This is a genomic window from Amycolatopsis sp. FU40, from assembly GCF_021903635.1.
GTDB classification, from domain to species: Bacteria; Actinomycetota; Actinomycetes; order Mycobacteriales; family Pseudonocardiaceae; genus Amycolatopsis; species Amycolatopsis dendrobii.
Map to the genome: position 1 here is coordinate 3,199,717 of NZ_CP091381.1, position 20,254 is coordinate 3,219,970.

General features: G+C 69.3%; 21 protein-coding genes. 13 read left to right on the forward strand and 8 right to left on the reverse strand.

Going from position 1 to position 20,254, the window contains the following annotated elements; translation table 11 throughout:
- The first annotated feature begins 10 nt into the window (after positions 1 to 10).
- Positions 11 to 1,231 carry a sulfotransferase gene (locus L3Q65_RS15610; protein WP_237600086.1) on the forward strand — a complete coding sequence of 407 codons (1,221 nt, stop codon included), beginning with the start codon at positions 11 to 13 and terminating at the stop codon, positions 1,229 to 1,231.
- Between the two features lie 34 nt (positions 1,232 to 1,265).
- Positions 1,266 to 1,826: a hypothetical protein gene (locus tag L3Q65_RS47490; protein ID WP_304504562.1), complete on the forward strand. Its 561-nt coding sequence runs from the start codon at positions 1,266 to 1,268 to the stop codon at positions 1,824 to 1,826.
- A 6-nt stretch (positions 1,827 to 1,832) separates the two neighbouring features.
- Here L3Q65_RS47490 and L3Q65_RS15620 read toward each other — a convergent pair whose 3' ends face one another.
- Together L3Q65_RS15620 and L3Q65_RS15625 are read right to left on the reverse strand one after the other, a co-directional pair.
- Positions 1,833 to 2,366 carry an AAA family ATPase gene (locus L3Q65_RS15620; RefSeq protein WP_237600087.1) on the reverse strand — a complete coding sequence of 178 codons (534 nt, stop codon included), beginning with the start codon at positions 2,364 to 2,366 and terminating at the stop codon, positions 1,833 to 1,835.
- A 47-nt stretch (positions 2,367 to 2,413) separates the two neighbouring features.
- Entirely contained in the window at positions 2,414 to 3,205 is a 792-nt protein-coding gene (locus L3Q65_RS15625; RefSeq protein ID WP_237600088.1) for a BPL-N domain-containing protein, read from the reverse strand.
- Between the two features lie 182 nt (positions 3,206 to 3,387).
- Here L3Q65_RS15625 and L3Q65_RS15630 point away from each other — a divergent pair, with 182 nt between their 5' ends.
- The 3 genes from L3Q65_RS15630 to L3Q65_RS15640 all read left to right on the forward strand — a co-directional run bounded on the left by L3Q65_RS15630 (position 3,388) and on the right by L3Q65_RS15640 (position 5,429).
- Positions 3,388 to 4,056 (forward strand): endonuclease V, encoded by a 669-nt coding sequence (locus tag L3Q65_RS15630; RefSeq protein ID WP_237600089.1) that lies wholly within the window; start codon positions 3,388 to 3,390, stop codon positions 4,054 to 4,056.
- Between the two features lie 195 nt (positions 4,057 to 4,251).
- Complete coding sequence (locus L3Q65_RS15635; protein WP_237600090.1) at positions 4,252 to 4,983, forward strand: hypothetical protein; 732 nt, start codon at positions 4,252 to 4,254, stop codon at positions 4,981 to 4,983.
- 35 nt (positions 4,984 to 5,018) lie between these two features.
- Positions 5,019 to 5,429 (forward strand): NUDIX domain-containing protein, encoded by a 411-nt coding sequence (locus L3Q65_RS15640; protein WP_237600091.1) that lies wholly within the window; start codon positions 5,019 to 5,021, stop codon positions 5,427 to 5,429.
- Between the two features lie 153 nt (positions 5,430 to 5,582).
- Here L3Q65_RS15640 and L3Q65_RS15645 read toward each other — a convergent pair whose 3' ends face one another.
- The 3 genes from L3Q65_RS15645 to L3Q65_RS15655 are packed head-to-tail and all read right to left on the reverse strand — an operon-like array spanning position 5,583 to position 10,590.
- Positions 5,583 to 7,172, reverse strand: a complete 1,590-nt coding sequence (locus L3Q65_RS15645) for a hydantoinase B/oxoprolinase family protein (protein ID WP_182888932.1) — start codon at positions 7,170 to 7,172, stop codon at positions 5,583 to 5,585.
- On the reverse strand, positions 7,169 to 9,226 hold the full coding sequence (locus tag L3Q65_RS15650) for a hydantoinase/oxoprolinase family protein (protein WP_182888931.1): 2,058 nt from the start codon (positions 9,224 to 9,226) through the stop codon (positions 7,169 to 7,171). Before L3Q65_RS15650 ends, L3Q65_RS15645 begins: the two co-directional genes overlap by 4 nt.
- A 26-nt stretch (positions 9,227 to 9,252) precedes the next feature.
- Positions 9,253 to 10,590 (reverse strand): MFS transporter, encoded by a 1,338-nt coding sequence (locus L3Q65_RS15655; protein WP_220506572.1) that lies wholly within the window; start codon positions 10,588 to 10,590, stop codon positions 9,253 to 9,255.
- A gap of 137 nt (positions 10,591 to 10,727) precedes the next feature.
- Here L3Q65_RS15655 and L3Q65_RS15660 point away from each other — a divergent pair, with 137 nt between their 5' ends.
- The 3 genes from L3Q65_RS15660 to L3Q65_RS15670 all read left to right on the forward strand — a co-directional run bounded on the left by L3Q65_RS15660 (position 10,728) and on the right by L3Q65_RS15670 (position 12,681).
- The gene (locus L3Q65_RS15660; RefSeq protein ID WP_237600092.1) at positions 10,728 to 11,753 is read left to right on the forward strand and encodes a LacI family DNA-binding transcriptional regulator; all 1,026 of its coding nucleotides are present in this window, start codon (positions 10,728 to 10,730) and stop codon (positions 11,751 to 11,753) included.
- A gap of 105 nt (positions 11,754 to 11,858) precedes the next feature.
- A complete protein-coding gene (locus L3Q65_RS15665; RefSeq protein WP_182888928.1) occupies positions 11,859 to 12,362 on the forward strand; it encodes a hypothetical protein in 504 nt (167 codons plus the stop codon).
- Entirely contained in the window at positions 12,349 to 12,681 is a 333-nt protein-coding gene (locus L3Q65_RS15670) for a transcriptional regulator (protein ID WP_237600093.1), read from the forward strand. The genes L3Q65_RS15665 and L3Q65_RS15670 overlap by 14 nt, the downstream gene beginning before the upstream one ends.
- Positions 12,682 to 12,757: 76 nt before the next feature.
- On the opposite strand, the gene L3Q65_RS15675 is transcribed toward L3Q65_RS15670, so the two are convergent.
- From L3Q65_RS15675 to L3Q65_RS15685, 3 genes are read right to left on the reverse strand one after another with little or no spacing between them, the layout of a single operon-like run.
- Positions 12,758 to 13,084, reverse strand: coding sequence for a putative quinol monooxygenase (locus L3Q65_RS15675; RefSeq protein WP_182888926.1), 327 nt, complete (start codon positions 13,082 to 13,084; stop codon positions 12,758 to 12,760).
- A 24-nt stretch (positions 13,085 to 13,108) separates the two neighbouring features.
- Positions 13,109 to 14,437: an FtsX-like permease family protein gene (locus L3Q65_RS15680; protein WP_237600094.1), complete on the reverse strand. Its 1,329-nt coding sequence runs from the start codon at positions 14,435 to 14,437 to the stop codon at positions 13,109 to 13,111.
- A 37-nt stretch (positions 14,438 to 14,474) separates the two neighbouring features.
- A complete protein-coding gene (locus L3Q65_RS15685; protein WP_182888924.1) occupies positions 14,475 to 15,236 on the reverse strand; it encodes an ABC transporter ATP-binding protein in 762 nt (253 codons plus the stop codon).
- 65 nt (positions 15,237 to 15,301) lie between these two features.
- Between L3Q65_RS15685 and L3Q65_RS15690 the strand changes: the two genes are divergently transcribed.
- From L3Q65_RS15690 to L3Q65_RS15710, 5 genes are all read left to right on the forward strand, one after another.
- Positions 15,302 to 15,853, forward strand: a complete 552-nt coding sequence (locus L3Q65_RS15690; RefSeq protein WP_237600095.1) for a TetR/AcrR family transcriptional regulator — start codon at positions 15,302 to 15,304, stop codon at positions 15,851 to 15,853.
- A gap of 210 nt (positions 15,854 to 16,063) precedes the next feature.
- A complete protein-coding gene (locus tag L3Q65_RS15695; protein ID WP_237600096.1) occupies positions 16,064 to 17,089 on the forward strand; it encodes a LacI family DNA-binding transcriptional regulator in 1,026 nt (341 codons plus the stop codon).
- The gene (locus L3Q65_RS15700; protein WP_116199985.1) at positions 17,086 to 18,039 is read left to right on the forward strand and encodes a carbohydrate ABC transporter permease; all 954 of its coding nucleotides are present in this window, start codon (positions 17,086 to 17,088) and stop codon (positions 18,037 to 18,039) included. Before L3Q65_RS15695 ends, L3Q65_RS15700 begins: the two co-directional genes overlap by 4 nt.
- A 3-nt stretch (positions 18,040 to 18,042) precedes the next feature.
- On the forward strand, positions 18,043 to 18,870 hold the full coding sequence (locus tag L3Q65_RS15705; RefSeq protein WP_182888921.1) for a carbohydrate ABC transporter permease: 828 nt from the start codon (positions 18,043 to 18,045) through the stop codon (positions 18,868 to 18,870).
- Between the two features lie 38 nt (positions 18,871 to 18,908).
- On the forward strand, positions 18,909 to 20,192 hold the full coding sequence (locus L3Q65_RS15710) for an ABC transporter substrate-binding protein (RefSeq protein ID WP_182888920.1): 1,284 nt from the start codon (positions 18,909 to 18,911) through the stop codon (positions 20,190 to 20,192).
- Positions 20,193 to 20,254 lie beyond the last annotated feature (62 nt).

Here is a 20,254-nt window from a genome sequence, read left to right on the forward strand (position 1 = left end):
GGGGAAAAGCATGCGTCCAGGACGAGCCAGCGTCGGCACGGTCGAAGACCTCCACGCGTCCGCCACGAAACTCACCGGCCTCGACGATTTCGGCGGCGACGAATACCTCGAAGGTCTCCGGGTGCTGCTCGATTCCTATGCCGGCGAAGCCGATTTGACCCCGTACGGCAACAAAGTCCACCGCGCTTTCCTGCGCGGCGCGCTGGTCGCGCGGCTGCTGAGCGAGGCTTCGTGGAAGCAGAATCCGCAGTATGCCGACGTGCCCATCGAGCGGCCCATCTTCGTCACCGGCCTGCCGCGCACCGGGACCACGGCGCTGCACCGGCTGCTGACCGAAGACCCGGCACACCAGGGTCTCGAGGTGTGGCTGACCGAAATGCCGCAGCCCCGCCCGCCGCGCGAAACGTGGCCGGAAAATCCGGTGTTCCAGGCGGTCCAGGCCGGATACGAGCAGCACCACGTCGACCATCCGGAGTTCATGGGCCTGCACCACATGTCGGCCGACCAAGTCGAGGAATGCTGGCAGCTGCTGCGGCAGTCGCTGAAATCCGTCTCGTACGAATGCCTCGCGCACGTGCCCGGCTACTCGCGCTGGCTCGACGGCCAGGACTGGACCGACGCCTACCGCAGGCACCGGCGCAACCTGCAGCTCATCGGCCTGCCCGACGCCGGCCGCCGCTGGGTGCTCAAGAACCCGAGCCACCTGTTCGCCCTCGACGCGCTGCTGGAGGTCTACCCGGACGCGCTGGTCGTGCAGACTCACCGCGCGCCCAGCACCATCATCGCGTCGGTGTGCAGCCTGACCGAACAGGCTTCGGAAGGCTGGTCGGACACCTTCCGCGGCGAGGTCGTCGGACGCAGCCAGCTCGACCTGTGGGCTCGCGGCGCGGAACGGTTCGCCGCCGCCCGCGGACGGCACAACCCGGCGCAGTTCTGCGACGTCCGGTACGAGGACTTCATCGCCGACCCGATCGGCACCGTCGAAGGCGTCTACCAGCACTTCGGCCTGGATCTCGCACCGCGGGCGCGCGAGGCGATGACCACGCTGCACGAGCGGAGCCGCACCGGCGACGCGAAACCGAGGCACCGCTACGACCTCGCCGACTTCGGCCTGACCCCCGGGGAGGTCGACGAGCGGTTCGCCGGAAACTCTGCCGCGCCCCGAAGTCGAAGCCGTTTCGAGACCGGGATCTTCGGCGAACCGGCCACGCCGGACGGGGCCGCCCCCTAGGATCTGCCCGACGTTCCTCGAGCGGAGAGCAGGCATGACGACCTTCACCAACACGATCCTTCAGATCCTCCCGCAGGCGTTGCTGCTGATCGTGGGGCTGTTCGGCCTGATCCTCTCGATCAACCGGCGCTCGCGCGGCGGCTCCGGGCTGATGGTGGCCGCCTTCGCGGTCATGCTCGTCACCACGGCGCTGGACATCGCCTGGCGGATCATGCTGGCGAACGTCGCGTCCTGGATGGCATCGGACCACCTGAGCACCTCCGAGATGACGACGATCTTCACGATCGTGGGCCTCACGCTCAGCGTTCTCGAAGTGCTGTCGTGGCTGCTGGTCGTGCTCGCGGTGGCGAAGGGCGGCCGCGCACCGCAGCCCGGTTTCGCTCCGGGCGGATACCCGATGGGCGGGCAGCCCGGGTACCCGCAGGCCGGCTACGGCCAGGCCGGGTATCCGCAGCCGGGCTACCCCGTTCAGCCGCAGCCAGGGCAGCCGCAGCCTGGCTATCCGCAGGCGGATCCCAGCCAGCAGTCCGGTTACTCCCAGCCGCTGCCGCCGCAGCCCAACCCGGGCGAAGGACCGCAGCAGCCGCCGAACTAAAGCCGGTCAGACCGCCGCTTCGGCTTCGGCGCGGGCAAGGATCCGGTCGACGGTTTCCTCGGCAGTCAGCTCCGAAGTGTCCAGCCACAGCCCGATGTGCGGGGTCTGCTCGCGGAGGTACGCGTCCAGTCCCGCGATCCCGGTGTCGCCCGGCTGGTACGCGACCTTCCCCCGCGCCGCCTCGCGCTGCGCCACCACCTTCGCGCTCGGCGCAAGAACCACGACGTAACACGGTCGCGTGCGCAGCGCGCCGACCATCTCCGTCAGGTGCTCGCCGAGCACGATGTCTTGCAGCACCACGGCGAATCCGGCGTCGGCGTACCCGTCCGCGACCTGCGCCGCGAGCGCGTGCCGGAGCCGAAGCTGGCGGACGGCCTCGGCGGGCGGGTCGGCCGGGCCCATCTCGACCCGGCCGTTGACCACCATCCGCCGGAACGCGTCACCGCGCACGTGCACCGATTCCGGCAGCCGTTCGGCGAGCGCCTGCGCCACCGTCGACTTGCCCGCCGCTTGGACACCGGTCACCAGGAAAATCGGCACACCGCGAACCCTGCCTTCTTCGGCGCGGGCCTGCCAGCGGTTTTCCGCTACCGCGAGACGGTCGCCCGAATCAGGTCGTACGCCAGGTCCATCCGGACGCCGTCGGGATTGGTGAGACCCTTCTCGTCGTACCAGGACGCGTCGGCCTCCGGATGCGGCCCGCTGACCCCCACCCGCCCCTTGCCGTACGGCGCGACGACCACCGCGGCCGCCCCGTTGGGGTAGGTCGCCAGCACTGTCGCGTCGGCTCCCTCGTTCAGCCGGAACGTGGGCCCGTCCTGGAAATACATGTGCCGCTGCTGCCCGCGCCAGCTGACCTCGATGACGGTGTCGCGCTCGTCCGGAACCGTCGATCCCGGAGAACCCGCGTACCCGTGCGTGTCGCCCGGCAGCAGCCCGAAGCCAGGATCGCGGCCCGCGAGATACCCGCCGAAGCACAGCCCGAGATAGCTGCCGCCGCCGCGAACCCAGTCGCGCACGACGTCGGCGGACCCGGCCAAGTCCTGCCAAGTCCGGTCGAGATCCTGCCCGCCGCCCGGCTGAACGTACAGCTGCGCCTCCGCCAGCACCGCCGCCGTGAGCGGCTTCCCGGTGCCCGGCCCCACATACTCGACCCGGAAATGCTGCGGTGCCTGACGCAACAGATCGGCGACGGCGGGCCCGCATTCAGCACATCCCTGCGGCCCGTTGTAAACCAGCGCGAGCGGTGCCTCCGCACTGTGCACCGGAGGCTTCGCCTCAGCTTCCGGCTGACCGCACCCCGCGGCCAGCAATGCCGCGGCCGAGAGAAACCCGCTCAGCACCCGTCGCCGCCGCAGAACCGAAGGCCGACCCGACATTGGTTTCTCTCCTCTGATCACCGTACCCGTTACCTTAACGTAACCGTTAGCTTTTGGGCCTGATAGGGTCGGCGCTGACCTTTCACCCGTATCGTGCCGCAGTCTCCGCCCCGTTTTCCGGCCGCAGCCGGGATTCACCCCGTCCGCCGACCACTCGGGCATCGCCCCGCAAGGAACCCCTCATGCCCGCCTGGCCCGCCACCGAGGCCGACGCCCTCGCCGAACAAGACCGCCTGCGCACCCTGGTCGACCCGACCGGCCCCGCCCTCTCCGACGGTGCCTTCGTCGCCGGAGTCGACGTCGCCTACGACGATGAACGGAACGTGGTCGTCGCGGCCGCCGTGCTAGTCGACTTCGCCACCCGCGAGACCGTCGAAGAAACCACCGCGGCCGGACCGGTCAGCTTCCCGTACGTACCGGGTTTGCTCGCCTTCCGCGAACTCCCGCCGGTCCTCGACGCCCTCGGCGCGCTCCGCCACCGCCCGGACCTGATCCTCTGCGACGGCTACGGCTTAGCCCACCCGCGCCGCCTCGGTTTGGCCAGTCACCTCGGAGTCCTGACCGGCCTGCCGACCGCCGGGGTCGCCAAAACGCCGTTCACGTTCTCTTACGACCAACCGGGTCCTGCGCGCGGCGATTGGTCGCCGCTGCTGGATGGCGCGGAGGTCGTCGGCCGTGCCGTGCGTACCCAGGCAGGGGTCAAACCGGTCTTCGTCTCGGTGGGCCATCGGATCGGCTTGGCTGAAGCGTGCGACGCGACGTTGGCGTTGGCTGCGCGTTACCGCTTGCCGGAGACGACCCGCCGGGCGGATTCCCTGTGCCGACGGGCGCTGGCAGAAACGGTGCGCTGAGTCCCAGCGCCTCCGCATCGCCTCGACACTGCTCCATTCGGGGGTATCCCGCGACCCCTCGGCCCCGTTTTTGTCGGTGCCTCCTCTCACACTGGCCGTAATCGAGCGCCGCCGTGAAACAGAAATCGCGGGGCGAGCGATCCAGTCCGCGCCACTGCGGCGGCGGTGGCCGTTTTCGGTTTCGAGGGGAGAATGATGGCGACTGAGACCGGGTGGGTCACATTGCCCGACGGCCGGAGAGTCAAACTCAACGACGGCGGAGGCAAGAAGAAGAGCGGTGGCGTGGTGGCCGCCGCGGCGGCAGCCGTCGCGATCGCAGCGGGCGGTTCGGGTGCCGCGGTAAGCGGTCTTGCCGGTTCCAGCAGTGGTGCTGGCAGCGTGTTCGCCGAGAACGTCGCTGCCGACGTCGTCGACGCACTTCCTGGGCGCACTCTTTCGCAACGCACGGCGAAAGCTCGGGATTCCGCCAAGAAGGGGAACCGGAAAGAGTCCTGGAGCCGGATGAAAATGAAGGAACTCCGGCACAAATTCGAGCACGAGGCCGAGTGCCTTTCGGCGTCCTCCGGCAAAGTCCGCGAGTTCCTCGCCCGAACCCCCTGCACATCCCTGGACCGGATGCTGCTGGCCGTCGGCGACGGGCACGGCAACGTCGCAGTCGTGTCGGTCGTACGGGTCGGGTTCAAGTCGGCCAAGCAGCGGAACAGCTTTCAGGACGTAGAGACCGTGCAGGGCAGCGGTGACGTGCGCCCGCTGGAGATCTCCCTCGCGCTCGGCATCACCGGCGTGTCGTTCACCGGATTGAACTATCGCGACCGCCGGGACAAGAACGCCTTGGTCGTGGCCGAAGCCGACACCGCCGCCGGGCATCTCGACGGTCCGACGTTGAAAGCTCTCGCCGATGTCGCCCGGTTCATGCCGGTAGCGTGATTTCCGCCCGAGGCAGCGTCTCCGAAAGGACGTTCGTGACCGTCATCGACAAGATCGCCTGGATCCGGTTCGACGCGGGCCGGATCCTCAGCACCCGCTCCCGGGGCAAGGACGTCTACTACCTCCCCGGCGGCAAACGCGAACCCGGCGAGACCGATCTTCAGACCCTCGCCCGCGAAATCGACGAGGAACTCGCCGTCGCCATCACACCCGACAGCGCGCAGCACTTCGGCACCTTCCAAGGGCAAGCGCACGGCCACGCAGCAGGCACCACCGTCCAGATGACCTGCTACACCGCCGATTACCGCGGCACCTTGACCCCCCGTAGCGAGATCGAGGAAATCGTCTGGCTGACCTACGCCGACCGGAGCCGGGTGTCCCCGGTCGACCAGATCATCTTCGACCATCTGCGCGAGGTCGGCCTACTAGCCGACGCTCCGCATTAGACATTCAGCGCGGCCTCGGCCTCAGGCAAGAAGTCGAGGCCGCGCTGACGCTCGCGGATGGGGTTGACTCTCCAGGTTCTGCTCGGCAGGCACGCGCCGGAATCAGCGACGGCGGAGTTGCGCAGGCAGACCATGCGCCTCTGGAACTGATAGTTACGCGCCAGCGCCTTCCGGCGTCCCGTAACCTCCTCCCCCGCCGGACTCGCACCGCAGCACGTCCCCGCGACGCACGCGGAGGCTGTTCACCTTCAGCATCTCCCGCGCATCGGCCGTACCGGGGTTGAGCACCACGCGCGGCGGAGCGCCCGACGAGCCGCCGAACAGGCCCCACGCGGGCGTCACCGAGCGTTCCCACCACAGCGACAGATCCTGGTCGGCCTCCATCACGTACTCCCGGATCACCCCGTCGCCCCCGCGCCAGCGGCCCGCGCCGCCCGAACCGGTGCGGATGCGGTATTCGTTCACCCGCACCGGATACAGCGTTTCGACCACCTCGACCGGCAGGTCGCGCAGCGAGCCGTTGACGTTGTTGATCAGCGCCGTCTCCCCGTCGCCGCCTTCCCAGGCGCCCCAGCCGCCGACGGTCGCCTCCAGCGTCACGAACGGTTCCCCTGTCCGCGGGTGGTCGCCGGCGAACTGCACGATCATCGAGTCGCCGTAACTGGCCGCGGCGACGCGGTCCGGCATCGCCGGCGCGAGCGCGGCCACCACGAGATCGATGAGCATGCCGAGGCTCGAGTAGTAGTACTGGCACGCCGCGGGCTCCCGAGCGCCGAGCATCGAACCGTCGCGGACCTGCACGTCCAGCGGCGCGAACGAACCGCCGTTGAGGCTGACCTGCGGCGAGATCAGCAGTTTGTACCCGACCCGCGCGGCCGAAATCGCCTGGGAGCGGCCGCAGTTGACCGGTCCGGTGGCCTGGTCGGCGCAGTCGGTGAGGTCGATCGTCATCGATTCGCCTTCGACGACGACCCGCACGCGCACCTTCAGCGGCGTGTCCGGGTCGATCGCGTCGTTGTCCAGGTAGCCGGTCGCCTCGTATTCGCCGTCCGGGATCGCCGCGATCCGTTCGCGTTCCAGCCGTTCGGTCTGGGCGAAGATCTGCTCGCGCGCGGCGTCGACGGTTTCCGCGCCGTAGCGGGCGAACAGTTCGCCCAGCCTCCGCACGCCCATCCGGGCACAAGCGATCTGCGCACGCATGTCGCCGAGGGTCACGTACGGGAACCGCACATTCGTTTCGATCAGCCGGAGGATGTCAGCGCATTCGACGCCGCCGGCGACGATCCGCGTCGGGCCCATCCGGAGGCCCTCTTGGTAGATGTTCGTGGAATCCATTGAACCGCCGGGGTCCTTCGAACCCATGTCGATCCAGTGCGCGCGCGAAGCCGCGAAGCCGACCAGTTCCTCGCCGACGAAAATCGGCGCGTACACGGTGCAGTCGTTGAGGTGCGTGCCGCCGATGTAGGAGTCGTTGAGGACCCACACGTCGCCGGGCTGCCAGACGTCCGCGCCGAACAGGTCCTCGGTGTGGCTGGTGCAGATCTCCAGGTTTCCCAGGAAGATCGGCAGGCCCGAGGACTGGCCGAGGACGCGGTGATCGCGGTCCAGCAGCGCGACGGCGCAGTCTTTGCCCTCGTAGATCGTCGGCGTGTAGGACGACCGGATCAGGGTCATGTTCATGTCCTCGGCCGCCTGGATCAGCGCCGAGCGGATGATTTCGGTGGTGACGGGGCTGATGCTCACGCGTGTTCCTCCTGCAAGTGGCCGGCGGCCGCGAGGGTGAGGACCAGGAAGCCGTGGTCGTCGACGGCGAGTCCGGCGTCCGGCGGGACGACCGTGGTGGCGGTTTCCTCGTGCACGATCGCGGGTCCGGACAACCGGCTCCCGGGGGCGAGCGACGAGCGCGCCACGATCGTGGTGGGCACGGGCTGTCCGGCGAAGACGACGTCGCGGACCACCGGATCCGGCCGTTCGGCGTTCGCTTCGGCGGCCGCCGCGGAACGGTCGACGACGCCGTGTCCGGTGGTGCGGAGCGCGACGAACTGCACGGGCGCGCCGGGGGTGGCGTGGCCGTAGCGCTGGTGGTGGATCTCGGCGAACCGCGCCTCGACCGCGGGCAGGAAGCCGGGGCTGTCGACCGGGTCGTCGTCCAGGATCGGCACGGTCAGCGTGTAGTCCTGGCTTTCGTACCGCATGTCGACGCCGTGCGTCACCGACCGGCGGTCCTCGGCGATTCCCTGTTCCTGCAACGCTTCCAGTGCCTGATCGCGCAGCGAGTCGAGCGCCGTGCGCAGGGCGCGGGTGTCGAGTTCGGCTCCGTTGGCGAAGAACTGCATGGCGAAGTCCCGCCGGACGTCCGCCTCCAGCATGCCCCACGCGGAGAACGCTCCCGGGAACCGCGGCACGATCACCTCGGTGATGCCGATTTCCTGCGCGATGAACGCCGCGTGCATCGGTCCCGCTCCGCCGAACGCGAGCAGGGCGAACTGGCCCGGTTCGCGGCCGTGCTCGACGGTCAGGGTCCGGATCGCCTGTGCCATCTTGGCGTTGCCGACGTCGCAGATCCCGGACGCCAGCTCGACCGGGTCCATCCTGAGCTGCTGGGCCAGCGTCGAGACGGCTGTCTGCGCGGCATCGAGGTCGAGCGGCATGCCGCCGCCGGCGAACGACTCGGGGTCGACCCGGCCGAGCACGCAGTTCGCGTCGGTGACCGTCGCCTGCGTGCCGCCCCGGCCGTAGCACGCCGGACCGGGCACCGCGCCCGCCGACTCGGGCCCGACCCGCAGCGCGTCGCCCTCGGCGTAGGCGAGCGAACCGCCGCCCGCGCCGACGGTGTGCAGGTTGACCAGCGGCATCAGCAGCGGGAAACCCTCCGCCTCGCCGTCCGGCGAAACGTCGGCGGCGTAGTCCATCACCAGGGAGACGTCGAACGACGTCCCGCCCATGTCGACGCAGATCAGATCCGGACGCCCGAGCAGCTTCGCCGCCGCGACGCCGCCCATCGTGCCGCCGACCGGACCCGACAGCAGCGTCTGCAGGGGATGCCGCCGCGCGAACCCGGCGTTGACCAGACCGCCGGAGGACTGCATGACGTGCACCGGAACATGCAGGCCCTTCTCGGTGAACCGCGCTTCGATGCGGTCGAGGTAACGGTGCACCGACGGGCCGGTGTAGGCCTCCAGCACGGCTGTCGACGTCCGCTCGTACTCCCGCCATTCCGGCGCGACCTCGTGGGAGAGCACGACCAGCGCGTCATCGCCTAGCTCGTCGCGCAGGATCTCTCCCGCGCGGCGTTCGTGCGCGGAATCCAAGTAGGAGAAAAGGAAACACACCGCGACGGCTTCGAAACCCTCTTCGCGCACGCGTTTCGCGACCAGCCGCACGGCGTCCTCGTCGAGCGGTTCGAGCTCCGCGCCGGTCGCGTCGAGCCGTCCGGCGACCTCCGCGACCGCTTCCGGGCCGACGAGCGGCGCGGGCTTGCGGTAATGCAGATCGAACAGCCGGTTCCGGTTGCCGCGCGCGATCCGGTAAACGTCGCCGATTCCCTTCGTGGTCAGGATCAGCACGTTCGCGCCGCGCCGTTCGAGCAGCGCGTTGAGGCCTTGCGTGGTGCCGTGCACGAAGAACTCGATCTCCGCGAACGGCAGGTCGAATCCTTCCAGCGCACCGAAAACGCCGCGCGCGAGGTCGTCGGGGGTGGTGAGCACCTTGCCCGCGCGCAGCCGCTGCGTCGCGCCGTCGTGGACGACCACGTCGGTGAAGGTGCCGCCGATGTCCATGGCGACCCGGTAGGTCATGGGAACTCCTTGTCGGATAAGGGAAATCAGGTGAGCGCGCGGCCCTCGGTCTCGGGCAGCGGAAGAACGGCGAGCAGGGCGACGACCAGGAAGGCCACGATCGACGCGACGGTCAGCGACGACGCGACGCCGTGGTCCATCATCGCGCCGATGACCGGCACCGAAACGGTGTTCGCCAGCAGGATCGCCGAGGTGGACCAGGAATAGCCGACGCCGCGCAGCCCGGTCGGCAGGACCTCGGCCGACCAGGTGTTCCAGATGCCCCAGGCGCCGAGCGAGAAGAACGCGAGGATCAGGTTGCCCGCGTACAACTGCGTCGAACCGGTCGCGAGGCCGAACAGCACGCCGCCGATCGCCGAGGCCAGCGCGAACAGCAGGAAGATCCGCTTGCGCCCGTGGCGGCGGGTCAGCCACGCGGCAAGCAGATAGCCGGGCACGGACACGACCTGCGTGACCGCGACGAACCACAGCGCACCGGACACGCTCAGCCCGCGGTTCTGCAACAGGACGGGCAGCCACGTCTGCAAACCCCAGTAACCCCAGCTGAAAGTGAACGACGTCAGCAGCATCGGCAGGAACCGCCGCCGCACCGGCGAACGGAACAGGTTGCGCACCGCGCCCGCCTTGCGGTCCGCGTCCTCGACGGAAAACGTGGTGTCGGCGGGAATTTCGGCACCGAGGCCGCGCAGTACGGCAGCAGCCTCCGCGTGGCGGCCGCGCCTCGCGAGCCAGTACGGCGATTCGGGCACCCAGCGCAGCACGGCGAACGCCCACAGCCCGGCCAGCGCGGCGACCACGGCGACCGCCCGCCAGCTGATCGTGCCGAGCGACTGGCTCACGCCGATGCACAGCAGTGTGCCGACGGGAAACCCGATGCTGAGCGCGACCGCGCCTTGGCCGCGGCGAGCGGTCGGCAGAAGTTCGAGGAAATACGGGAACGTGACCGCGTAAACCCCGCCGAACGCGACGCCGGACAGGAACCGCAGCACGACGAACGGCCAGAACGCCGGCGAAAGCCCCGCGGCCAGCGCGAGCACCGCGTAGATCAGCAGGCTCGCGACCGTCACGCGGCGGCGGCCGAGCCGGTCGATCAGCCCGCCCCACAGCAGCGCGCCGGGCACCATGCCGAACGCGACCGCGGACAAGGCCCAGCCCAGTTTCGTGTTGTCCACGCCGAATTCGCCCGCGATCCCGTTCGAGACGTAGACGAGCCCGACCTGTTCCCATGCCTCGACGACGAACGCGAAGAACAGCACGGATCCGGCGAGCCAATGCCGTCGGGTCAGCCCCATCCCGGTGCAGACGTCGCCGACGGTCGGCGCGGCGGCGGCGGTGGGCGGGGCGGGCTCGTGCGGGGCGGCCATGGCGCCTCCTATCATCATCAAAACGTTTTGATGAGCTTTCGCGGCATCAAACCCGCGCGCCGGTGCGGTGTCAAGACCTTCCGCGGCGTCCGGTGGGCGATACTGGGCCGTCCGGAGGAGCGCGAAGGGGGACGACGGTGGACGCGGAGGGCGGCAAACGGCCGGTGACGATCCGGGAGGTCGCCGAGCGCGCCGGGGTTTCGATCAGCACGGTTTCGCACGCGCTTTCCGGGCGCAGGCCCATTTCGGCGGCGACCAAGGCGCGGGTGCGCGAAGCCGCGGCGGAACTGGGCTACGACCCGAACCCGAACGCGCGCTCGCTGCGCACCGGCCGGTCCGGGCTGGTCGGGCTCATCCTGCGGCCGCGCTACGCGGTAGCCGGCACGCCCGATCGCGCCGAGACGTTCAACCGGCTCGTCGGGTCGATCGCGACCGAGATGCTGCGGCACAAGACCGGCCTGATCCACGTGCCCGACCTGCACGACCCGGCGGTGGCGAGCGTGCCGATGGACGGCTGCATCGTGGCCCACCCCTACGGCGGCGACACCGCGCTGGCCGAACTGCTCGGCCGCGGCCTGCCGGTGGTGACCGTCGAGGAGGACCCGGAACAGCCGGACCTGCCGTGGGCCGTGCGGCTGGACTACCCGCCGGTGGTCGAAGCGCTGCTGGACCACCTCTACGAGCAGGGCGCGCGCGACGTGCTGCTGCTGTCCGGCACCGAGGACAACGCGTGGAACCGGCGGCCGCGCGAAACCTATCTCGCGTGGTGCAAGCGGCGCACGCTCCCGCCGCGGACCGCCTTGCTCAGCGAGGGCTTGACCCCGGGTGACGTGCCCGAACTGGTGCAACCGCTGCTGTCCGGGCCGGATCGGCCGGACGCGATCGTGGTCGCCACCAGCGATTTCGCCCCGCTCATCGCCGACGCCGCCGCGGCACAGGGCCTGCGCGTCCCGGACGATCTGCTGCTCGCGGCACTGACCGACAGCGAGCACGCCCGCACGAGCACCCCGCCGATCACCGCGATGGACCTGACCCACGAAGCGCTGGCCGAACGCGCGGTGGACCTGATGCTGGCACGGCTGTCCGGCGCCGAGACCCCTGACGGACCAGCGTTTCTGACTCCGGAACTGCGATTGCGGGAGTCGACTCAGCGCGGAGGATGACTCCGGCGCAGCGCTGCTCCCCGTCAAGCCAGTACTTGCCCAAGAGGAAAGTGTCGAGGTACTTTCTCCTCAGGCAAGTACTCTCAGGCAGACAAGGAGGCGACCGTGGCTGAGCATCCCTCCCCGGAAGAGGCGGCGCGAGCGTTGCGAGATGTCGACCGCCGCAGGGATCAGGCGCTGGGCGAACTGCACGGCGCGAAGTGGGTGGACGTCGCCTTCGCGCTCGTCGTCTTCCTGTATCTGGCTTCGGCGGACTTCCTGCCCAGCGCCGCCGAGTGGAAAGGCCTGGTGCTGGCTGTTCTCGTCGTGGGCTACGTGCTGATGCTGCGCAGCCGTCGAGGTGCGGCGTTGCTGGGTCACCGCGTGCGGGCGGACAAGTCCGCGATCCGGCCGAGGTTCGCCTTCGGCGTCGCGCTCTTCTTCGTGGCGGCGTGCGTGGCGGCCGCGGTCGCGCTGGCGCTGACGCACGTACGGATCCCTTACGGGAACACGATTCTGGGCGCGGTGCTGGCGATCGTGCTGATCGCGTTCGGGCAGCACCTGCGGCGAGGCCTCGCGGCGCTGATCCGGCGCAGCCGTTCAGAAGGCGCACCGCATGGCCATGCCTGATCTGGATCCGCTCCTGCTGGACCCCACCCGGCTGTCCATCGCGGCACTGCTGTCCGGGACCGAGTGGGCCGAGTTCAGCTGGGTCCGAGATTCGGCCGGGCTGTCGGATTCCGCGCTGTCCAAGCAGATCACGAACCTGGCCAGCGCAGGCTACGTCGAAGTCAAGAAGGGGTATGTGGGCAAACGGCCGCGAACTTGGCTCAACCTCAGCGGTTCCGGGCACCAGGCGCTGCGCGCCCACGTCGCGGCCTTGAATCAGATCGTCGAACAGTCGCAGCGGGCGGAACGCACGCGGCACGCGGAGGAACCCAGCGAGTGACCGCCTTCCTGCGGTGTCCGCTGCGGAAGAAATGCCGACCGCGGGGACCTTTTCGGTCGCCGCGGCCGGCCCTCCGCTACTCCACCGGCGTGACCTCGGCCATTTCCGACCAGGCCGCGCCGTCGAGGTTCTGGTAGTTGATCTGCGGTTTGGCCGCGACGACGGTCGACATGAACGGGAAGAAGTCCTGCGCGTGCCGGGTGGCGACGTGCGCGTCCCCGGCGGCGCTGTCGGCGAAGACCTCGACGAGGACGAACTCGTTCTCGTCTCCGCCGTTCTGGTAGTAGTCGAACGAGACGTTGCCCGGTTCGCTCCGCACGTTCGCGGTGTAGCGCTCGATGCCTTCCAGCCATTCGGCTCGCTTCTCGGGACGGATCTGTGCTTTGAGGACGATCAAGATCATGCACCGAGTATCGCAAGCGACCGGCTACCCGGCGACCGCCGCGGCGCGAATCACCCGCGCCCCCGCCACAGCCGTCACCAGCAGCACCACCCCTCCCCCGAAAACCGCGCTCGCCGCGAACGGCCAGACGCTGAACGCCGCCGCCGGGCCGCCCGTTTTGACGATCGAGAACGGCAGCACGCACAGCACCGAACCCACGACCGCGACGACAATCGCCAGCAGGGCCGCGGCGGAGGTTTCGCGCAGGAGCATGCCGCGGACCTGCCGGACGGTCGAGCCGATCAGCGACAGCGTCGCGAACTCCGTCCGCCGGTCGCTGATCGCGGCCATCAGGTTGTTGGTCAGCGCGATCGCCATGAAGAGCGAGATCAGGACCACCACCAGGTAGTTGATCGACGCCAGCACCTCAGCGGTGCTGCCCGGGACGCTGTGCTGGTTTTCGATGCCCTGCATGGCAAGCGTGCCCGCGGAGACGCCGACCAGCAGGGTCAGGAAAGTGACGATCGGACGGGCGCGTTCCGGAGCGGCGCGCAGGTTCACGCCCGCCAGATGCGCTTCGGCGTTCTTCGCGCCGTGCGAAAGCCGCCCGACGATCCGGGTGGCCGCGGTGATCAGTTCCGGAGCCAGAATCGCGAACCCGATCGAGCACAGCACCACGGCGGGACCGGTCAAGCCGGTGGTCGCGATGGTGTCGGCAGGCAGAGCGAGCACCGCGCTCGCCGACCCGAAACCCGCTGCCAGCACCACGATCGCGGCAATCCGGCGCGGCCGGGCCGACCTGGCCCGGCGCGGAGCGGACGACGCTTCTTCCACCGGACTCCGCCGAGCCGGACCGCGGCTGCCGATCCACGCCGCGAGCACTCCGGCCAGCAGCACCACCGCGACACCGGTCAGCGGCAGCCCGATGCCGGGCGCGTACGACGTACTCGGCGACGTGAGGCCAGTGGACCGCACGCCAGTCAGGAGCAGGAGTCCGAGCAAATAGCCGAGTCCCAGGCCGGGCAGTGCGGCCGCGACGGTGATCGCGAGGGTTTCCGTCGAAACGAGCGCGCGGATTTGCCGTGGCGCCGCACCGATCAGCCGCAATCCGGCGATCTCGCCCGACCGCGCGGCTAGCGTGACGCCGATCGTCGACACCATCGCGAACACGACGATCGCCACCACCCAGCCGCCCAGGATGAGCGGGAACTGGGTGAGGAATCCCCGGTCTGCCGGGGCGGTGCTGCCGGAAAGGCCGGTGCCGAGCAGCGCGGTCATCGCGACCACCAGGGCCATTCCGACGAGCGCGACCAAACCGGTGGCCACAGCGGCGGCGCGATGGTGGCCGAAGAGCCGTAACGCCAGTCTCAGCATGTCAATCCCCCTTCGCTCTTGCTTTTCTCGCGCCGGATCACCGAGCACCGACGGCATTCGCCGCCCGCTCGGCAGACTCGACCAGCACAGCCATCCGGTTCGCCACCGCCGCGGCGGCCGGGCTGGCCAGCTGATCGACCACCAAGCCGTCGGCCAGGAACAGGACCGCGTCGGCATAGGACGCGGCCACCGGGTCGTGGGTCACCATCACGATCGTCTGGCCCCGGTCCGCCAGGTGCCGCAGCAGGCCCAGCACTTCCCGCGCGCTGCGGATGTCCAGCGCGCCGGTCGGTTCGTCGGCGAACACCACCTCCGGATCCGTCACCAGCGCCCGGGCCACGGCAACCCGCTGCTGCTGGCCGCCGGAAAGCTGCCCCGGCCGGTGTCCCCCGCGCTGCGCGAGGCCCACCTGCGCCAGCAACGCGGCAGTGCGCTGCGAGTCCGGGCCGCGACCGTCCAACCGCAACGGCAGTTCGATGTTCTCCTCCGCGGTCAGCGCGGGCAGCAGGTTGAACTGCTGGAACACGAAACCGATCCGCTGGCGGCGCAGTTCGGCCAGCCGTGGTTCATCCAAAGCGGACAGATCGGTGCCGTCCAGTTCGACAGTCCCCTCGGTCGGGGTGCGCAGGCCGGCCGCGCAGTGCAGCAACGTGGTTTTCCCCGAGCCCGAGGGGCCCATGATCGCGGCGAAAGCACCGCGCGGGACGTCCAGATCCACGCCCCGCAGTGCGTCGACCGGACCGCCTTCGCCGTCGAAGCGGCAGCGCAGCCGCCGGATGCGGATCGCGGGTGCGGTCATATCGAGTCCTCCCAGAGTCATGAACGATCGTTTAAAACGAACGTTTACATGATACGTTAGCACGCGTGGGACACCGCGAGAACCTGATCACCGCCGCCCGGGAATGCCTCCTCAACGCCGGTTACGCGCGCACGACGGTGCGCGACCTCGTCGCCGCCTCCGGGGCGAACCAGGCGTCGATCAACTACCACTTCGGTTCGAAGGAACAGTTGCTCACGCAGGCGTTGTTCGACCTCAACACGGAGTGGGGCGAGATGTTGTTCGCCGTTCTCGCCGACCCGGCCGACGAGAAAGCCGGACCGGAGCGGCGCTGGGCGCGGATCATCGAGTCCGTCCAGAAGCACCGCGAGCTGTGGTTCGTGAACTTCGAGAGCGTCAGCTACCTGCAGCACGACGAGACGATCCGGAAGATCAACGCGGAAGGACAGCGGCAGGCGCGCGTCGCGCTCGCGAAAGCCTTCGGCGACATGGATCCGGACGCCGACCCGGAGGACGTCCACGCGATCGGCGCGCATTACTACTCGCTGCTCGTCGGAACCGCGCTGCAGTGGCTGACCGATCCGGACAACGCTCCCTCGGCGGCCGACGTCGTCCGCGCCGACTGGCGAACCCGCTGAACCCGCACTGATTCAGCACTGAACCAGCGCACGTCACGCTGACATCACGGATCCCCCGCCCCCGCGACGGCTCCGTTGACACGTCCGCCATCCGGGTGACATGATTCGGCCACCGCTTGGAAACGTTTCCAGACCGTCCAGAACGTAACTTGGAAACGTTTCCAACCACGGTTTCCGCACCGTTGTCGCTGTGTCCGACTGGGAGGGACGATGACGTCAACCCGAGCCACGCTGATCCAGGTGGCCGAGCGCGCCGGCGTGTCGCTGGCTTCGACCTCGCGCGCGCTGCACGGGACCGGCGCGAGCAAGGCGATGGTCGAGCGCGTGCGGGCCGCCGCGGCGGAACTCGGGTACAGCGCGGACGCGATCGGGCGGTCGTTGCGGCTGAAGAAGACGTCGCAGATCGCGTTCGCGGTGGCGGACATCGGCAACCCGGTTTACGTCGAGATCATGCGCGGCATCCACGAAGTCCTCGCGCCGCACGGGTATCGGGTCGTGGTGATGTCCACCGGGGACACCGCGGCGTCGACCGCCGAACTCATGCACAGCCTGCACGGCGGGTTCGTCGACGGGATGATCGTGATCCCGCTGCGCACCGACGACGAGCTGATCGAGCAGATCGGCCGGGCCCCGGTGCCGGTCGTGGTGATCGGCCGGGCGATGAGCGACCGCGGGATCAGTTCGGTCTCCACCGATTCCGCGGCGGGGATCGGCTCGGCGGTGCAGCACGTGGTTTCCCTGGGCCGCCGCCGGATCGGCTTCCTCAACGGGCCGCTCGACACCACGCCGGGCTCCTCGCGCCAGCGCGGGTTCGACGAAGCGGTGTCGGCAAAGGACTTCGCCGCCGAGACCGACGTCGAGGTCGCCGCCGATTTCACCGTCGCGGCCGGGATCGAAGCGGCCCGGAAGCTGCTCGACCGTCCGCGACGGCCGGACGCGATCGTGGCGGCGAACGACCTGCTCGCCATCGGGGCCATCCGCGCCGCCCGCGAACGGGGGCTCAGCATCCCGCGCGACGTAGCCGTCACCGGGATGGACGACACCGAACTCGGGCAGGTTTTCCTGCCCCGGCTGACCAGCGTGTCCCTCGGCTCGGCCGAGCGCGGGCGCGCCGCCGCCCGGCTCATGCTCGGGCTCGCCGACGACGCGGAGGCTCCGGCGCGGCAGATCTCGGTCGGGACCGAGCTGTTCGTCCGGGAATCCACTCTGGACCAGAACGCGGAGGACGCGGAATGACCACCGCGACGCAGCCGAGGCGAGCGGCCCCCGCTCCCCCGCCGCGCCCGAAGAAGACCACCCAGGCCCGCACGCGCCGGCGCGAGGCGATCGCGCTGGTCATGCCGTCCCTGATCCCGATCCTGGTGCTTTCGGTGGCACCGCTGGTGATCGGCATCGTGCTGGCCTTCACCGACACCCGGCTGGTGCGGCATCCGGACTTCGGCTTCGCCGGGATCGACAACTTCGTGCGCCTCGGCGGCAACTCGCTGTTCTGGGACTCGCTCCGGATCGGTCTCATTTGGACAGTCGGCGTGACGGTCCTGCAACTGGCCGCCGCGATGGGTCTCGCGCTGCTGCTGAACTCCGGGCTCAAACTCCAGGGCCTCACCCGGGTGCTCGCGCTCATTCCGTGGGCGATGCCGCCGGTGGTCGTCGCGATCATGTGGCAGATGATCTACTCGGCCAACGGCGGTCCGCTCAATGCGTTCCTCGGCAGCATCGGCTTGCCGGACGGAATCAACTGGCTCGGCGATTTCAACACCGCCTTGCCCGCGGTGATCGTGGTCGGCGTGTGGGTCGGCATGCCGCAGACCACCGTGACGCTTCTGGCCGGCCTGCAACAGATCCCCGCCGAACTGCACGAGGCGGCGGCGGTGGACGGAGCCGGAGCGTGGCGCCGGTTCACCGCGGTGACCTGGCCCAGCATGCGCCCGATCGTCAGCTCCATCACCTCGCTGAACTTCATCTGGAACTTCAATTCCTTCTCGCTCGTCTACGTGCTCACCGCGGGCGGCCCGGGCGGCAAAACGATGGTCCCGGTGCTGTTCGTCTACCTCGAAGCGTTCAAGAACCGCGAAATCGGCTACGCCGCCGCGATGGGGCTGGTCCTCGTCGTCGTGGTCGTCGCGCTGCTCGCGATCTACCTGCGGTCGCAGTTCCGCGGCGACCGCCCGGAAAGGGGGCGGTGATCCATGCGCTGGTCCGTGCGCCCCGCGCAGTACCTGGCTCTCGTGCTGTACCTGCTGTTCCTCGGCTTCCCGCTGCTGTGGCTGATTTCCGCGTCGGTGAAGTCGTCGGCGGAGCTGAACTCGCTGTCGGTCAACCTCATCCCGAGCGAATGGCATTGGGACAACTACGGTGAAGCGCTTTCCCGCCAGGGTCTGCTGCATTCGGCGCTCAACAGCCTGCTGGTCGCGCTTGCCAGCACCGTGCTCGCGATCCTGATCTCGGTGCCCGCGGCCTACGTGCTGGCCCGGCTCAAGGGAAAGCTGCGCGTCGCGGGCGTCACCTGGATCCTCGTCAGCCAGGTGTTCCCGGTGGTGCTGGTGATCCTGCCGCTGTTCCTCGTGCTGCGGACGCTCGGCCTCGCCGACAGCCTGGTCGGGCTGACGCTCGTGCACACCACCTACATCCTTCCGTTCGCGCTGTGGATGCTGCAGGGCTACGTCGCGGCGATCCCGGCGGAGCTGGAGGAGGCCGGGGCGATGGACGGCGCGAACCGGTTCACCGTGCTGCGCACCATCGTGTTCCCGCTGCTGGCCCCCGGCGTGGTCGCGACGGCGATGTTCAGCTTCGTGTCGTCGTGGAACGAGTTCTTCTTCGCGCTGGTGCTGCTGCAGTCGCCGGAGAACTACACGCTGCCGATCACGCTCACCATGTTCATCGGCGGCGAGGGCAAGGTCGCCCTCGGACCGCTGGCCGCGGGCGCTGTGCTCGCGGCGATCCCGAGCATCGCCTTCTTCAGCCTCCTGCGGAAGAAACTCACCGGCGGCCTCATGGCCGGGGCGGTGAAGGGATGAGCCCCACCCCATCGGAAACACCTTCGAAAGGTCGGTCGATGAAGACACGACGCGCGGCAGTCGCCGCCAGCCTCGCCCTCACCAGCCTGCTCGCCGCCGCGTGCGGCGGCGGCGCGGACAGCGGCAGCGGGGACGGCGGTCCGGTCACCCTCACGTTCCAGTCGCTGTCGGACCAGCCCGCCGCGATCGCCGCCACGAACAAGATCGTCGGGGCGTGGAACCAGGCGCATCCGGACACGCAGGTGAAGGTCGTCCAGGCGGGCTGGGACAGCGCCTACGACAAGCTGATCACCCAGTTCAACGCGGGCACCGCACCGGACATCGTGCACTACGAGGCCGCCGGGATCGGGCCGTTCGCGACCGACGGCTACCTCGCCGACCTCTCCCCCTACCTGTCCGAGCAGAAGCGCGCGGACATCCCGAAGGGCGTGCTCGACTCGGTGACGGTCGACAGCAAGGTCGTCGCGTACCCGACCGAACTGCAGTCCTATGTGGTCTTCGCGAACAAGAAGCTGCTGGAGCAGTCCGGCGCGCAGATCCCCGCCGGCGAGACGATGACCTGGGATCAGCTGCGTCAGATGGCCAAGACGGCCACGAAGGACGGCAAGTACGGCCTCGGCTGGGGCCTGTCGAGCCCGACCGCGACGTTCGTGGCGATGGCCCCGGCGTTCGGCGGCAAGTACTTCGAGGGCACCGGAGACAACGCGCAGATCACCGTCGGCCAGGGCGAAATGGCGCTGCCGCAACTGGTGCACGACATGAACGCGACCGACCACTCGATCCTGCCGGTGACGCTGACCCAGTCCGGCGGCAAGGCGCTGGCCCCGTTCTACGCGGGCCAGGTCGCGATGACCGTGCAGGGTTCGTACCAGGCGGCGAACATCGAGAAGGACGCGCCGAAGGACCTCGATTGGATCGCGCTGCCGCCGATCGCGGGCCCGGCCGGACCGGCGCAGGCGGCGAACCCGCAGACGCTGTCGGTCAACAAGGACTCGAAGCACGTCGAGCAGGCCGCGAAGTTCCTGGACTTCTTCACCAGCACCGAGAACCTCGCCGCGCTCAACGAGGCCGACACGCTGATCCCGGCGAGCAACTCCGCCCGCGAGGCGCTGGACAAGAAGCTCGGCGCGAAGAAGGGCTGGAGCACGATCCTGGCCTCGGGCAAGTACCTGACCTCGGCGCCGTATCTGTTCGCCGGCAAGTACGCGCAGTGGAAGGACACCGTCGCGACGCCCGCCTACCAGCGCTTCCTGGCGAACCAGATCGACGCGAACACGCTGGCGCAGCAGCTGAAGGACGGCTGGAAGAGCGTCGGCAAGTGACCGCCGCGCCGGGACCGGGGCAGATGTCCGGTCCCGGCGCGCACGACAGGCGCGGGCGGACT